The following is a 15,647-nucleotide window of genomic DNA, read 5'->3' on the forward strand; positions in this document are numbered from 1 at the left end:
CTAGGAGCAGTTGGCGCAGGTCCCGAAGACCTCGACGGTGTGCGTCACACCGGTGAAGCCGTGCTGGGCGCCCATCTCGGCGGCCCACTTCTCCACCGTGGGGCCCTCGATCTCCACCGCGGTCGCGCACACCCGGCACACGATGTGGTGGTGGTGGCTCTCGGTGTCGCACGCCCGGTAGACGGCCTCGCCCTCATCGGTGCGCAGCACGTCCACCTCACCGGAGTCGCTCAGCGCCTGGAGCGCCCGGTAGACGGTGGTCAGGCCGATCTTGGAACCGTCGGCGCGCAGGTCCGCGTACAGGTCCTGGGCGCTGCGGAAACCGGTGGAACCGGTCAGCGCCTCGCGGACCGCCTCGCGTCGTGTACTCATGGTCTCACCCTCCCCCGCTCAGTCTGGGGCATCGTACCGGTCAAACCCTCACCGGCGGGATCGAAGGACGCCGCGGAGCGGCGCCCGGAGGTGCGGCGCAGCACGCCGCCGACTGCCACGGCCACGCCGAAGACGGCCAGGGCCAGTAGCACGATCGTCGCGCCGGGGGAGAGTTCGGCGTAGAAGGACGTGGTCAGGCCGCCCACCGAGGACAGCAGTCCGATCAGCACGGCCAGGAGCATCGTCACCCGGAAGCTCTTGGTGAGCTGCTGGGCTGCGGCGACCGGGACGATCATCAGCGCGCTCACCATGAGCACACCGACCACGCGCATCGCGATCACCACCGTCAGCGCGGCGGTCACGGCGAGGAGCACGCTCAGGAAGCGCACCGGCAGCCCGTGGGCCCGCGCCACCTCCTCGTCCTGGCAGAGCACGAACAGCTCGCGGCCGAACACCGCCACCACCGCGACCACTCCGGCGGCGAGCACGCCCACCACCCACAGGTCGGACTCCTCCACCGTGCTCACCGAACCGAACAGGTAGGAGACCAGCGTGGCGTTGCTCGCCCCGGGCGTGAGCCCGATGAGCAGCACGCCACCCGCGATGCCGCCGTAGAACAGCAGTGCCAGGGCCACGTCCCCGCTGGTGCGGGCGCGCACCCGCACCAGTTCGATGAGCACGGCGCCCAGCGTGGCCACCACGGCCGCGGTGAGCACCGGCGAGGTGCTGGTGAGCAGGCCCAGCGCCACCCCGGTCAGGGCGACGTGGCCGATCCCGTCGCCCAGCAGGGCCAGGCGCCGCTGGACGAGGTAGGTGCCGATGACGGGGGTGACCAGGCCGACGAGCACCGCCGCGATCAGCGCGCGTCGCATGAACTCGTAGTGGAGCAGCTCAGTCACGGCCGGGCACCTCTAGTCGGATCATCTCCGCGGCCGTGGCGCCCGCGGAGTCGGGAGCGTTGGGGTCGGGGTGGGGATGCTGGTGCTCGTGTCCGGGCCGCGCGCACTCGCCGGTGGGAGCGGGGGCGGCGCCGTCGTGCACCACGCGGCCCGACTCCAGCACCACGGCGCGCTCGATCACGTTCTCCAGCGGGCCCAGTTCGTGCAGGACCAGGACCACGGTCGCGCCGCGCTCGCGCAGGCGGGCGATGGTCTCGGCCAGCGCGCGCTGGTTCTCGGCGTCCACACCGGCCATGGGCTCGTCCATGACGAAGGTGTCGGGCCGCCCGGCCAGGGCGCGGGCGATGAGCACGCGCTGCTGCTGGCCGCCGGAGAGCTCGCGTACCGCGTCGCGGCCCCGGTCGGCCAGTCCGACGGTCTCCAGGGCCTCGTCGACGGCCGCGCGGTCGGCGCGGGTGGGCAGGGACAGGCGGCGGCGCGAGGCGACCTGCCCGGAGGCGACGATCTCGCGGACGGTGGCGGGGACGGCGCCTCCGGCGGTGAGCCGCTGGGGCACGTAGCCGATCCGGCGCCAGGAGCGGAACCTGCGCAGCGGGACGCCGTGCACCAGGACCTCGCCGGAGATCAGGGGCACGATGCCCAGCATCGACCGCATCAGGGTGGACTTGCCGGAGCCGTTGGGACCCAGCACGGCCATCGTCTGGCCCGCGGGCACGTCGACGCTCACACCGTCGAGTACGGGGACCCCGTCGTAGGCCACGCGTGCGTCGACGGCCTGGAAGGCGGGCGGCGCGTCGCCCGCTACGGCCGTGAACTGGTCAGACACCGTTCCATTATCACGAAAACGAAAATGATTGTCAAAATATGACGGATTCGTGATCTTCTCGGTGCCGCCGGGTCAGTAGCCCAGGACCCGCGCCACCGCCAGCACCAGCACGACCACCACCATGAGCACCCGCGCCGCCCGCGGCTGGCCGCCGAGGGAGGGCCAGGTCAGGAAGGCCAGCCACGCGACGAACACCGCGACCAGCAGCAGGCACACCGCGCCGACCGGGCCGGGCGCCATCAGCCCCGCGATGAACAGGGCGCCCACCACCAGCGGCGCCAGCCACCGGGGGCCCTGGTGCAGCCACACGAGCGGCACCGCGCTGCGCTCCTCCACCGCCCTGCGCAGTCCGCCCGCCCCCCTCGCGCGGGGGGAGTCCCCCTCGCGCCGGGGCCGGTCCTGCTCTGGACGCCGCTTCTCGTCACCGTGTTCGGGAGGGGCCATGCTGTCCGTGTCCGCTTCTGGTCCGTGCCGCCGCCGGACAGGTCCGCGCGGGGGCGCGCCCATCCGGAAAGGGTGGGCGCTGGGTCCGCCGGGCCTGTGATAGTTGTGTCCTGAACCCTAGTGCAGGGCCCCGGCCCGCCGCCGGGCGCCGGTGCGGGTCCGCCGGATGTCTTCCCCCGCCTTCCGTGCGGTGCACGGTCATCGGTACCGTGTTGACTCTTAGTCACAAAAGTTTCGCTTTCAGTTGTTAGTCGTATGATGCACGCGGCCAGCGCGCCCAGTCGCCCGCGCGGCCCGTCGAACCCTCCGGAGGGTGTCAACTTCCGTGCCCGAAGCCACTGTCATCGTGACGTTCGACGTCACCGAGCCCCACCTACAGCACTGCCTCGACTCCCTGGCCCGCCAGCGCGACGACGGCGGGACCGGCGAGCCACGGGCGGACACGCAGGTGGTCCTGGTCCCCGTCCGCGACGGTGACCGCCTCCGCGCCGACGGAGCCGAGCCCGCGGTCGAACCCGCGGTCGAACCCGCCTCCGAGACCCCCGACGCCGAGTCCGGCGGTGACGAGGACACCGCCGAGACCCCCGACGCCGACACCCGCGGGGAGGAGGACGAGCAGGGGGACGAGGCCGTCGAGCCCGCCCGTGAGGACGCGCTCGCCGTCGCCGCCGCGTTCGCCGCCTCGCCGCCGCCCGGCCTCACCGCCGTGCTCCTGCCCGGCGGGCCCGCCCCCGACCGCCCCGCCGCCCGCGCCCGCGGCGCCGCCGCCGCGCACGGCACCCACCTGCTCTTCCTGGAGGGCTCCGACGCCCTCACCGGCTACGCCCTGGCCTACCTCCTGCGCAGCGCGGGCGACACCCGCTCGGACCTGGTCGTCGGCAACGCGTACAGGTTCGACGAACTGGGCGCCTCCCCCTCCAAGGCGCACCGCAGGTCCTGCGGCAGGCACCGCATGGCCGAGGACCCCCGCGCCGTCCCCGGGCTGGCCGCGGACGCCACCCTGGGCAACAAGCTCTGGCGCAGGGGGTTCTGGGACTCCCTGCCCGACCACGCCCTCGATCCCGAGGACGCCGACCTGGGCCTGCGCCGGGCCGCCCTGTCCGCTGAGACCGTGGACACCCTGCCCGGCCCCGTCCTGCTCATGCGCCGGCGCGAGGCCGCCCTCCCGCCCCTGGACAAGGCCGTGCTCACACGGCGCCTCACCGCGATGGGAGACCTCGCCGCCGACCTCGCCAGCACCGACCGCGAGCTGTGGGACCGCACCCTGCTCAGCGGCGAGCTGCACCAGCTCCTCATGCGCCTGGACGACGCCGACGAGGAGGTCCGCGAGGCCGTCGTCGACCTGCTCAACGCCTACCTCGACCACGTGCCCGCGCGCCTCCTGCGCGGCCTCAACGTGCTCGACCGACTCCTGTACCACCTGGTGCGCAAGCGGCGCACGGCCGACGTCCTGGAGGTCGCGACCTTCGCCAAGAGCGTCGAGATCAAGAAGGCCACCGTCGTGCGGCGCGGCCTCGGCTACTACGTCAGCTACCCCTTCTTCGAGTCGCGGGACCCCGCCCGGGCGGTGCCGCGCGAGGTGTACCGGCTCCGAGAGGACATCCGGGTCCGCCAGAAGACCGAGGACGTCCGCTGGTCGAACGGCCGCCTGCACGTCAGCGGCCGCGTCGGCATCCGCCACCTGCGCGCCCGCAGACGCTGGCAGCAGCACCTGGCGGCCTTCGCCGTCAACACCTCCACCCGCCGCCGCGTCCGCGTGCCCGTGCACGTGCGACTCGCCGCCGAGTACCGCCTCCCCGACGTCATCGACGCCGCCCGCCACGACCACGGGGGCTTCACCGTCGTCGTCGACCCCCGCAAGCTGCGCTCCTCCGGCGGGTGGGAGCCCGGCGACTGGAAGCTGGAGCTGGTCGTCCTCAACCGCGGGATCACCCGCCGCAGGATCGTCGCCAACCCCGTCCCCGGTCCGCCCGAGCGCCCGGGCTACCACCGTGTGGACGGGGACGTGTGGGTGCGCCCGCACTGGAGCAGGGACCGCCAGCTGCTGATCAGCGTCGAACCGGCCCGTGCGCGCGTCACCGAGCACCGCTTCGACGCCCGCACCGGTGCGCTGGAGCTGGAGGGGGAGCTGGTGTCCGCGCCCGCGGCCGAGGCCACCGGGCTGCGCCTGACCCGCCGCCCCGGCACCGCCGTGCTCACCTACCCGGCCACCGTCCACGGCGGCCGCGTCACCGCCCGCGTGCGCGCCGACGAGCTCTTCGACCGCAGCGTCACCGAGTGCGGCGGCGTGATCCGCCAGGAGGAGTGGGACGCCCACCTGGTCACCCCGGACGGACAGGCCGTAGCCCTGATCCTGCCCGACGAGGCGGCCACCACCGCCTACACCGCAGAGGACCGCCACCGCGAGCTGGCCGTGCTGCGCACCGCGACCGGTCACCTCAAGCTGCGCGCGGGCCACGCCCGACCCGTGGTCGACCGCGCCCGCTGGGAGGGACGCGCCCTGCTGCTGGAGGGGGAGTTCTCCGCCGACGCCGACCTGGGCCTGGTCGCCCGGGCGCGCGGCCGCGACGAGGAGCACCCGCTGCGGGTGGAGCGCTCCGGCAGCCGCTTCACGGCCCGGTTCGCCCCCGCCGACATCCCCACCCTGTCCGGTGGGCTGTCCCTGCCCGCGGGCACCTACCAGCTGTGGGGCCGGGTCAGCGACACCGCCGGGGGCGGCGCCGACGCGACGGACGTGGGCGTGGAGTTCTCCGACGCGCTCATCCCCGGCCTGCCGCTGGAGATGCAGACCAGCGAGCGCGCCTACACCCTCTCCTGCCAGGGGCGCGGCGTCCCCGTGCTCCGGGTGGGCAGCGACCTGCGCCCCGCCGAGCGCGGCACCTTCGCCCAGCGCGAGCTGCGCGAGCGCCACTACCCGGCCCGGCGCCGCGAGCCCGTCACCGAGGGCGTGCTCTTCGACAGCTACACCGGCCGCCAGTGCTCCGACAGCCCGCGGAGCGTCTACGCGGAGCTGCGGGGGAGGGCGCGCTGGGCGGAGTACCCGATGTCGTGGCTGGTCGCCGACGGCCAGGTGCGCCTGCCCGACGACCTGACCGCGGTCCGGCACCGGGGCAGGGAGTACTACGAGGAGCTGGCCCGCACCCGTTACCTGGTCACCAACTCCCGCCAGCCCCCGTGGTTCCACCGCCGCCCCGACCAGGTGGTCGTGCAGACCTGGCACGGCTCGATGCTCAAGCGGATCGGCTTCGACATCGAGAACATCCGCGGCAAGTCGCGCGACTACTTCGACAAGCTCGCCTGGGAGACCGCGCAGTGGGACTACCTGGTCTCGCCGAGCCCGTGGGCGACCCCGATCCTGCGCAGCGCCTTCCGCTTCGAGGGCGAGGTGCTGGAGACCGGCTACCCGCGCAACGACATCTTCTTCGCACCCGACCGTGAGGCCGTCGCCGAGCGCACCCGCCGAAGGCTCGGCCTGCCGGAGGGGAAGAAGGTGGTGCTGTACGCGCCGACCTGGCGCGACGACAAGTACTACACGCGCGGCAGGCACAAGCTGGACCTGCACCTGGACCTGCGCCGGATGTACGACAAGCTCGGCGACGACCACGTGCTGCTGGTGCGCAGGCACCCGCGGGTGGTGGACAGCGTGCCCATCGTGGGCAGGGACTTCGTTTACGACGTGTCCCTCTACCCCGAGATCATGGAGCTCTTCCTCATCACCGACGTGCTCGTCACGGACTACTCGTCGATGATGTTCGACTTCGCCAACACCGGTCGGCCGATGCTCTTCTTCACCTACGACCTGGAGAGCTACCGGGACAACCTGCGCGGGTTCTACTTCGACTTCGAGGAGACCGCGCCGGGCCCGCTGCTGACCGAGTCCGACCAGGTCGTCGAGGCCCTGCTGGACATCGACGAGGTGGCCCGGCGCAGCGGGGCCGCCTACCGGTCGTTCGTGGAGCGGTTCTGCCCGCTCGACGACGGCCACGCCGCGTCCCGGGTCGTGGACCGGGTCTTCGGCGGGGAGTGATCCGTGCCTCCCGGGGGAGGGTCGCCCGGAGCGGGACCGGCGCCTGTGGACAACCGTCCGGCGGCCTCCCGGGTGGGCCACAATGGGACCGTGATCGTCATCACCCGATACTCCGTGCCCGAGGCCGACACCGCGGCCTTCCAGACCGACGCCGCCGCCGCGATCGAGGTGCTCTCCCGCCGCCCCGGCTTCCGCTGCCACCGGGTGGGCCGCGCCGCGGACGACCCCTGCCTGTGGACCGTGGTCACCGAGTGGGACGGCGCCGGTTTCTACCGCAGGGCCCTGTCCGACTTCGACGTCAAGGTCAACGCCGTGCCGCTGCTCTCGCGTGCCATCGACGAGCCCACCGCGTTCGAACTCGTGACCGGGGGTGGGGCCCCGCTCTGAGGTCCCCGGGACGGTTTCCGCACCTCCAGGGATGGTTCCCGCACCCCTGAAGAGGGTTGCCGCACCCTCGAAACGTGCGTGCGTGCACCCCTGGTTGCTCTAGCCTGGGTGGACGCGGTCGCCGTCGTTGCCCCTCCCCGGTTCCGGCAGCGCCGCGTTTCCACACCAACCGATGTATCGCGCACGCGATCCACCGACACCCAGCCGGATGGAGAGTTCCTCATGGCCGCCAAGTCAGAGGCAATGGACGCACTGGTCAACCTCGCCAAGCGCCGAGGTCTGGTCTACCCCTCCAGCGAGATCTACGGGGGTCTGCGAGCCGCCTGGGACTACGGCCCCCTCGGCGTCGAGCTCAAGAACAACGTCAAGCGCCAGTGGTGGCGCTCCATGGTGCAGGAGCGCGACGACATCGTCGGCCTGGACTCCAGCGTCATCCTGGCCCGCGAGGTCTGGGAGGCCTCCGGCCACGTGACGGCCTTCGTCGACCCGCTCACCGAGTGCCAGTCCTGCCACAAGCGCTTCCGGGCGGACCACCTCGTCGAGGCCTATGAGGAGAAGCACGGCCACGAGCCCGCCGAGGGCCTGGCCGCCATCGCCTGCCCCAACTGCGGCGCCAAGGACTCCTTCACCGAGCCGCGCATGTTCAACGGCCTGCTGCGCACCTACCTGGGCCCGGTCCAGGACGAGAAGGGCCTGGCCTACCTGCGCCCGGAGACCGCCCAGGGCATCTTCATCAACTACAAGAACGTCGAGCAGAGCGCCCGCCGCAAGGTGCCCTTCGGCATCGGCCAGATCGGCAAGTCGTTCCGCAACGAGATCACCCCGGGCAACTTCATCTTCCGGACCCGCGAGTTCGAGCAGATGGAGATGGAGTTCTTCGTCAAGCCCGGCAGCGACGAGGAGTGGCACCAGCACTGGATCGACATCCGCCACCAGTGGTACGTCGACCTGGGCATCGCCAAGGACAACCTGCGCCTGTACGAGCACCCGCAGGAGAAGCTGTCCCACTACTCCAAGCGCACCGTCGACATCGAGTACCGCTTCAACTTCCAGGGCGGTGAGTGGGGCGAGCTGGAGGGCATCGCCAACCGCACCGACTACGACCTCAGGACGCACTCCGAGGCCTCGGGCGTCGACCTGTCCTACTTCGACCAGGAGAGCAACGAGCGCTACATCCCCTACGTCATCGAGCCCGCGGCCGGTGTCGACCGGGCGGTGCTCACGTTCATGCTGGACGCCTACAACGTGGACGAGGCGCCCAACGCCAAGGGCAAGCTGGAGAAGCGCGCCGTCATGCGCCTCGACCCGCGCCTGTCGCCGATCAAGGCCGCGGTGCTGCCGCTGTCGCGCAACGCCGATCTCTCGCCCAAGGCCCGCGACCTGGCCGCCAGGCTGCGCAAGCGCTGGAACGTGGAGTTCGACGACGCCGGAGCGATCGGCCGCCGCTACCGCCGCCAGGACGAGATCGGCACCCCGTTCTGCGTGACGGTGGACTTCGACACCCTTGAGGACGACGCGGTGACCGTGCGCGAGCGCGACACCATGTCCCAGGAGCGCGTGTCCCTGGACCGGGTGGAGACCTACCTGTTCGAGCGCCTGCCCGGCTGCTGAGCACCGGACCGATGAGGGCCGCCGTCCCCGGGTGGGGCGGCGGCCGTCGTGCTCTCCGGAGTGCGGACCGGTCGGCGGGGGGTGAGCCGGGGCGCGGAACCGGCGGGGTGGGAGGCTCGGCGCCATGGGAAAAATCCATGACGCCATCAATGACCGGCTCGCGCGCTTCCTCCTCGCCCAACCGGTCTTCTTCGTCGGCACCGCACCGCTCGCCGGAGACGGCCACGTCAACGTCTCACCAAAGGGGATGAGCGGGACGTTCGCCGTGCTCGACGACCACCGGGTGGCCTACCTCGACTACACCGGTTCCGGCGTCGAGACCATCGCCCACCTTCGGGAGAACGGTCGGATCGTGCTGATGTTCTGCGCCTTCGACGGGCCGCCGAACATCGTCCGCCTCCACGGCACCGGCCGGGCCGTGCTCCCCGAGGAGCCGGGGTTCGACGGGCTGCGCGCACACTTCCCCAAGGAGCGCACCCTCGGCCAGCGCGCGGTCGTCGTGGTGGACGTCCGGCGTATCTCCGACTCCTGCGGGTTCTCCGTGCCGCTGATGGACCTGCGCGGTGACCGGGACCTGCTGGACCGCTACCACGAGCGCCGCGACCCCGCCTACTTCGACGACCACCGGCTCACCCGCAACTCCGCCAGCGTGGACGGCCTGCCGGGCCTCCCGCCGACCTCCTGAGGGGAGAGGGCGGAGCCGACGGCACGGCGAGACGGCCGGACCCGGGGGGATTGGTCTCCGACCGCCTCTTGGACTCCCCGGCCGCACACGACCGCGGAATCCGGTTCCCAACCTAGCGGTAGGGGGTGCGCGGTACGCGGTCGTTTGGTGTGCCTTGTCCTACCGTGTGAGCGAATCGTGACACCGGCGGAGGCCTGTTGGGATACCTCGCTCTTCTATGCCTAGGTCTGCTAGGGTAAATAACCCTAGCGGAACTAGGTATGGGAAGTGCGCGTGCACATCGACAAGGACCTGGTCGCGGCTTCGGCCACACCGCTCGTCCTGGGCATCCTGGCCGAGGGCGAGTCCTACGGATACGCCATCGTCAAACGCGTCAAGGAGCTCTCCGACGGGCGGATGCAGTGGACGGACGGGATGCTCTACCCCCTGCTGCACCGTCTGGAGCGCAACGGCTACGTCCGGGCGTCCTGGGGCGCGTCCGAGACGGGCCGGCGCCGCAAGCACTACGCGATCACGGAGGCCGGGCTGGAGACGCTGGCCGAACGGCGGAAGCAGTGGGGCGTCGTCGCCGACGCCCTCCAGCAGGTGTGGCAGGCCGCGTCGCGGCCCCCGGTCCTCGGGGACGCCGCGGCAGGGGGGATCGCCTGATGAGCGAGCCCACACGCGGTGACGTCCTGGAGGAGCAGATCGACCAGTGGCGCGGCTTCGTGCGCCGCCGCAGGGTCATCTCGCCGTCCGACATCGAGGAGATGGAGGACCACCTGCGCGAACAGATCGCCGACCTGGGGGCGAACGGCCTCGACGACGAGGAGGCCTTCCTCGTCGCGGTCAGGCGCATGGGCAGTCTGGACGAGGTGTCGCGGGAGTTCGCGCGCGAGCACTCACACCGGCTCTGGAAGCAGCTGGTCCTCGTCCCCGAGGCCGACGACGGGGCGGGCGGCCTCGCGCGCTGGCGCGAGCTCGGCGTGGTGCTCGCGTTCGCGGTCGGCGCGGGGCTGGCGGTCAAGCTCCTGTTCACGGCGGTCGACGACGAGTTCGCGCAGATCCGCAACGCCGCCTTCGTGGTGCTCCCGTTCCTGGCGGGATGGTTTGCCTGGAAGCGGCGGGTCGCGTGGCGTGTGTGCGCGGCGCTGGCCGCCGTCGCGGCGGTACCGGCCCTGGCCGTGAACCTCTACCCGTTCGAGACGGCCTCCGGGCCGTTCCCGGGCCCCGGCATGACCGCCGTGCTCGCGTTCACGCACGCTCCGGTCCTCCTGTGGCTGCTCGTGGGCGTCCTGCACACGGGCGGGCAGTGGCGGTCCCACGACCGGCGTATGGACTTCGTGCGGTTCATGGGCGAGCTGGTGATGTACCTGGCGCTGATCATGCTGGGGTCCGTGGTCCTCGTCGGCCTCACCTTCGGGGTGCTCGCCCTGGTCGACGTCGACCTGGAGCCGTTCATGGAGGACTGGCTGCTGCCGTTCGGCGTGCCCGGCGCGCTCCTGGTGGCCGCGTGGCTGGTGGAGGCCAAGAAGAGCGTGGTGGAGAACATCGCGCCCGTCCTGACCAGGGTCTTCACCCCGCTGGCGGTCCTGATGCTGCTCGCGGACCTGGTGGCGCTCCTGGTGAACGGTCCGCTGACCACGGTGGACCGCGAACTGCTCATCATCATGGACGCCGTCCTGGTGCTCGTCCTGTTCCTGCTGCTGTACTCGGTCTCCGCCCGTGCCCCGCTGTCCCCGCCGGGCGTGTTCGACTGGCTCCAGCTCGCGCTGGTCGGGGCGGCGCTCGCGGTGGACGCCGTCGCGCTGACGGCGATGCTGACCCGTATCGCCGAGTTCGGGTTCACCGCCAACAAGACCGCCGCGCTCGGTCTCAACCTCGTGCTGCTGGTGCACCTGGCGTGGTCGGCGCGGCTGATGGCGGGTTTCGTGCGGGGTACCCGCCCGTTCGCCGCGCTCGAACGGTGGCAGACGGCCTACCTGCCGGTCTACGCGGCCTGGGCGGCGCTGGTCGTGGTGGTGTTCCCGCCGGTGTTCGGCTTCGCCTGACCCGGGTGGGGGCCGCGTCCTCGCGTTGGCCCGGGTTCCTCCCCGAGCCGGGAGGGACCCGGGGCGGGGCGGGCGCCCCGTGGCTCAGTGGACCGCGGGGCGCACCCCCGGTCGCGGTGCCCCGTCCTTCAGCCCGTGGTGTGGACCGCGGACGGCACACCCCGGTCGCGGTGCCCCGTCCTTCAGCCCGTGGTGTAGACCACGAACGACACCGCGACATAGTGGCAGGCGAACGCCGCGATGGTCAGCGAGTGGAAGATCTCGTGGAAACCGAACCAGCGCGGCGCCGGGTCGGGCCACCTGAGCCCGTAGACCACCGCTCCGACGCTGTAGAGCACCCCGCCCACCAGGATGAGGATCCACGTCGCCGGATGGGTGCCGCCGATCAGCTGGGGGATGAACAGCACCGCCACCCAGCCGATGGCCAGGTACAGCGCGGTGGACAGCCAGCGCGGCGCGTTGAGCCACAGCATCTTGAAGCCGACCCCGGCGATCGCCCCGCCCCAGATCAGCACCAGCATGGCGGTGCGCAGCGTGCCGTCGAGCACCAGCAGCACGAACGGCGTGTAGGTGCCCGCGATGATGAGGTAGATGTTGGAGTGGTCCATGCGGCGCAGCACCTTCTGCGCGCGCGGCGACCAGCGCCCCACGTGGTAGACCGCCGAGGTGCCGAAGAGCATCACCGCGCTGAGCGCGTACACGGCGCTGGCGATCATGGCGGGCACGGTGGGGGACAGGGACACCAGAACGATGCCCGCGGCCAGGGCGAGCGGCGCCGTCCCCAGGTGCAGCCAGCCGCGCAGCCGCGGTTTGACCGCCTCCAGCAGGTCCTCGGCCGCCGCCGCGGCCCTCTCGGACACGGACGCGCCCGCGGGGACGCCGGGACCCGGGTCCCGGTCGGTCCCGTCGTCGCCTGGGTGTCCGCGGTCGTCCCGGTCGGCCTCCGTGCGTCCGGTACCCCGCGCCTGTTCCTCCGACACGCTGCACTCCTCCATCCCGCGGTCCGCGTCGCTGCGGGCCCATCCGAAGCCTAACCTACGGCTCCGTAGGTTACTCGTTGGTAGTCCTGTGTTTCGCGGCACAGGCATTCTCCCGTGGCTGGTGTGGCGTCGGATTGGTCGTGCGCGCTCCCGTGGCGGCGTTCGCCGGGGTCCGGTGGTCTCAGGGCGCATCTGCGCCTCCGTGACCAGCGGAGTCGTGCTCGCAGGTGCCTCCGTCCACCGGATCGGGGAGCCAGGTCGCTCTTCTTTTGCTGAACCATTGGTATAGACCTTTTCAATGGCTGTGAACTGGGGGTATATCGAAAAAAGGGAGTTCATGGGCGAGCGATGATGCGGAGTGTGGATAGAGTCGCGCCCATCCGGGCACAGGCGCCGACCCAGCGCTGCGCCGTCGAGAAGCGAGGGAGCACCCCCGTGGCCAAGTACGTCTACACGTTCACCGAGGGCAACAAGGACCTGAAGGATCTCCTCGGCGGTAAGGGGGCCAACCTCGCCGAGATGACCAACCTCGGCCTGCCCGTTCCCCCCGGGTTCACCATCACCACCGAGGCGTGCCGCCACTACCTCTCCCACGGCAGCACGCCCGCCGGACTCGACGCCGAGATCGAGGCCAACCTCCAGGAGCTGGAGAAGGCCATGGGGCGCCGCCTCGGCCAGGCCGACGACCCGCTCCTGGTGAGCGTGCGCTCGGGCGCCAGGTTCTCCATGCCCGGCATGATGGAGACCGTCCTCAACATCGGGCTCAACGACGAGTCCGTCGTGGGCCTCGCCGCCCGTGGCGGTGACGAACGCTTCGCCTGGGACTCCTACCGGCGCCTGATCCAGATGTTCGGCAAGACCGTGCAGGGCATCGACGGCGAACTCTTCGAGAACGCCATCGAGGAGGTCAAGGCCGCCAAGGGCGTCACCAGCGACCTGGACCTGGACGCCGCCGACCTGCGCCGACTCGTCGACCGCTTCAAGGAGGTCGTGCGCGAGCGGACCGGCGGCCCCTTCCCGAGCGACCCCCGCGAGCAGATGGTGCTCGCGGTCCGGGCGGTCTTCGACTCCTGGAACGCCCCCCGCGCCGTCCTCTACCGCCGCCAGGAGCGCATTCCCGCCGACCTCGGCACGGCCGTCAACATCTGCTCCATGGTCTTCGGCAACCTCGGCATGGACTCGGGCACCGGCGTCGCCTTCACCCGCGACCCCGCCACCGGCCAGCCCGGCGTCTACGGCGACTACCTCCAGAACGCCCAGGGGGAGGACGTGGTGGCCGGGATCCGCAACACCGTCCCCCTCGCCGACCTGGAACGGATCGACGCCCGCAGCCACGGCGAGCTGATGGCCGCCATGGACACCCTGGAGAACCACTACCGAGACCTGTGCGACATCGAGTTCACCATCGAGCGCGGCAGGCTGTGGATGCTCCAGACCCGGGTGGGCAAGCGCACGGCCGCCGCCGCGTTCCGCATCGCCGACCAGCTCGTCGACCAGGGCGTGATCACCCTGGACGAGGCGGTCCAGCGCGTCACCGGCGACCAGCTCGCCCAGCTGATGTTCCCCCGCTTCGACGAGGAGGCCCTCTCCGGGACGGACGCCCACCGCCTGGGCCGCGGCATGAACGCCTCTCCCGGCGCCGCCGTCGGCAAGGCCGTCTTCGACTCCTACACCGCCGTCAAGTGGTCGCGCAGCGGCGAGAGGGTCATCCTGTGCCGCCGCGAGACCAACCCCGACGACCTGGAGGGCATGATCGCGGCCCAGGGCATCCTCACCAGCCGCGGCGGAAAGACCTCGCACGCCGCCGTGGTCGCCCGCGGCATGGGCAAGACCTGTGTGTGCGGCGCCGAGGAACTCGACATCGACACCAAGAACCGGCGCATGACCGCGCCCGGCGGCGAGGTGGTCGAGGAGGGCGACGTCATCTCCATCGACGGCACCAGCGGCGAGGTCCTCCTCGGCGAGGTGCCCGTGGTGGACTCGCCCGTCGTGCGCTACTTCGAGGGGGAGATCGACCCCGCCTCCGACGAGGCCGACGACCTCGTGCGCTCCGTGGACCGCCTCATGCACTACGTCGACGCCGCCCGCCGCATGCGCGTGCGCGCCAACGCCGACACCGCCGAGGACGCAGCCCGGGCCCGCCGCATGGGCGCGCAGGGGATCGGCCTGTGCCGGACCGAGCACATGTTCCTGGGCGACCGCCGCCAGCTCGTGGAGCGGCTCATCCTCGCCGACACCGAGGAGGAGCAGACGCAGGCCCTCGACGCGCTGCTGCCGCTCCAGCGCGAGGACTTCGGCGGCATCCTGGCGGCCATGGACGGCCTGCCGGTGACCGTGCGCCTGCTGGACCCGCCGCTGCACGAGTTCCTGCCCGACATCACCGAGCTGTCGGTGCGCGTGGCCGTGGCCGAGGCGCGCGGGGAGAGCCACGAGAACGACCTGCGGGTCCTCCAGGCGGTGCACAAGCTGCACGAGCAGAACCCGATGCTGGGCCTGCGCGGCGTACGCCTGGGCCTGGTCGTGCCGGGGCTGTTCACCATGCAGGTGCGCGCCATCGCCCAGGCCGCCGTCGACCGGATCGCCGCGGGCGGGCGCCCCCGCCCCGAGATCATGATCCCGCTGGTCGGCACCGTGCAGGAGCTGGAGATCATCCGCGAGGACGCGCTGCGCGTGCTGCGCGAGGTGGGCGGGGAGAACGGCGTCGAACTCGACTTCCCCGTCGGCACGATGATCGAGCTGCCCCGCGCCGCGCTGACCGCCGGGCAGATCGCCGAGAACGCCGAGTTCTTCTCCTTCGGCACCAACGACCTCACCCAGACGGTCTGGGGCTTCTCGCGCGACGACGTGGAGGCCTCCTTCTTCTCCGCCTACCTGGAGAAGGGCGTGTTCGGGGTCTCGCCGTTCGAGTCCCTGGACGTGGACGGCGTCGGCCGCCTGATCCGCATCGCGGTGGAGGAGGGGCGAGCCGCCCGCCCGGGCATCAAGCTCGGGGTGTGCGGCGAGCACGGCGGCGACCCCGCCTCCGTGCACTTCTTCCACCGGGCGGGTCTGGACTACGTCTCCTGCTCCCCGTTCCGGGTACCCGTCGCCCGCCTGGAGGCGGGCCGGGCCGCCGGACACGCCGCGCCCTGACCGAAGGCGAAACGGGTGCGGCGGCCCCCGCGGACCGCCGCACCCGCCGCGCCTCCCGCCGTGTTCCCTCCCACGCCCCCTCCGCTCCGTCTCCGCGCGTGAAGTCCCTGCCCAGAGGGGAAACGGCGCCCCCCGAACGCCCTGGGAGCATCCCGGTCGGCCACACGCGCGGATATGCGCTGTGATCTGTCCGTGATGTATTCTGGCCGCCAGCCGGGCCACCGCTTCCCCGCCCGCCCTCCCGTGCCCGCGAA

12 protein-coding genes are annotated in these 15,647 nt (G+C 71.8%); 7 read left to right on the forward strand and 5 right to left on the reverse strand.

Annotation, left to right across the window (positions count from 1 at the left end):
- The 4 genes from HGB44_RS07870 to HGB44_RS07885 all read right to left on the reverse strand — a co-directional run bounded on the left by HGB44_RS07870 (position 1) and on the right by HGB44_RS07885 (position 2,541).
- Positions 1-372 (reverse strand): Fur family transcriptional regulator, encoded by a 372-nt coding sequence (locus HGB44_RS07870; protein ID WP_061078337.1) that lies wholly within the window; start codon positions 370-372, stop codon positions 1-3.
- On the reverse strand, positions 369-1,271 hold the full coding sequence (locus HGB44_RS07875; protein ID WP_061078338.1) for a metal ABC transporter permease: 903 nt from the start codon (positions 1,269-1,271) through the stop codon (positions 369-371). The genes HGB44_RS07870 and HGB44_RS07875 overlap by 4 nt, the downstream gene beginning before the upstream one ends.
- Complete coding sequence (locus tag HGB44_RS07880; protein WP_061078339.1) at positions 1,264-2,097, reverse strand: metal ABC transporter ATP-binding protein; 834 nt, start codon at positions 2,095-2,097, stop codon at positions 1,264-1,266. Before HGB44_RS07880 ends, HGB44_RS07875 begins: the two co-directional genes overlap by 8 nt.
- 72 nt (positions 2,098-2,169) lie before the next feature.
- The gene (locus tag HGB44_RS07885) at positions 2,170-2,541 is read right to left on the reverse strand and encodes a DUF6703 family protein (protein WP_061078340.1); all 372 of its coding nucleotides are present in this window, start codon (positions 2,539-2,541) and stop codon (positions 2,170-2,172) included.
- Between the two features lie 325 nt (positions 2,542-2,866).
- On the opposite strand from HGB44_RS07885, the gene HGB44_RS07890 reads away from it, so the two are divergent.
- From HGB44_RS07890 to HGB44_RS07915, 6 genes are all read left to right on the forward strand, one after another.
- The gene (locus HGB44_RS07890; RefSeq protein WP_061078341.1) at positions 2,867-6,568 is read left to right on the forward strand and encodes a CDP-glycerol glycerophosphotransferase family protein; all 3,702 of its coding nucleotides are present in this window, start codon (positions 2,867-2,869) and stop codon (positions 6,566-6,568) included.
- Positions 6,569-6,658: 90 nt separating this feature from the next.
- Positions 6,659-6,955: an antibiotic biosynthesis monooxygenase gene (locus HGB44_RS07895; protein WP_061078414.1), complete on the forward strand. Its 297-nt coding sequence runs from the start codon at positions 6,659-6,661 to the stop codon at positions 6,953-6,955.
- Between the two features lie 222 nt (positions 6,956-7,177).
- Positions 7,178-8,566 (forward strand): glycine--tRNA ligase, encoded by a 1,389-nt coding sequence (locus tag HGB44_RS07900; protein WP_210751324.1) that lies wholly within the window; start codon positions 7,178-7,180, stop codon positions 8,564-8,566.
- A 124-nt stretch (positions 8,567-8,690) separates the two neighbouring features.
- Positions 8,691-9,251, forward strand: a complete 561-nt coding sequence (locus tag HGB44_RS07905) for a pyridoxamine 5'-phosphate oxidase family protein (RefSeq protein ID WP_061078343.1) — start codon at positions 8,691-8,693, stop codon at positions 9,249-9,251.
- Between the two features lie 273 nt (positions 9,252-9,524).
- Positions 9,525-9,899 (forward strand): PadR family transcriptional regulator, encoded by a 375-nt coding sequence (locus HGB44_RS07910; RefSeq protein ID WP_061078415.1) that lies wholly within the window; start codon positions 9,525-9,527, stop codon positions 9,897-9,899.
- Positions 9,899-11,281 carry a permease prefix domain 1-containing protein gene (locus HGB44_RS07915; RefSeq protein ID WP_061078344.1) on the forward strand — a complete coding sequence of 461 codons (1,383 nt, stop codon included), beginning with the start codon at positions 9,899-9,901 and terminating at the stop codon, positions 11,279-11,281. Before HGB44_RS07910 ends, HGB44_RS07915 begins: the two co-directional genes overlap by 1 nt.
- Positions 11,282-11,463: 182 nt before the next feature.
- Here HGB44_RS07915 and trhA read toward each other — a convergent pair whose 3' ends face one another.
- Entirely contained in the window at positions 11,464-12,276 is an 813-nt protein-coding gene (trhA, locus tag HGB44_RS07920; RefSeq protein WP_061078345.1) for a PAQR family membrane homeostasis protein TrhA, read from the reverse strand.
- 420 nt (positions 12,277-12,696) lie between these two features.
- On the opposite strand from trhA, the gene ppdK reads away from it, so the two are divergent.
- Entirely contained in the window at positions 12,697-15,393 is a 2,697-nt protein-coding gene (gene ppdK, locus HGB44_RS07925; RefSeq protein ID WP_061078346.1) for a pyruvate, phosphate dikinase, read from the forward strand.
- The last annotated feature ends 254 nt before the right edge of the window (positions 15,394-15,647 follow it).

The organism is Nocardiopsis alborubida, from assembly GCF_012396365.1.
GTDB lineage: Bacteria > Actinomycetota > Actinomycetes > Streptosporangiales > Streptosporangiaceae > Nocardiopsis > Nocardiopsis alborubida.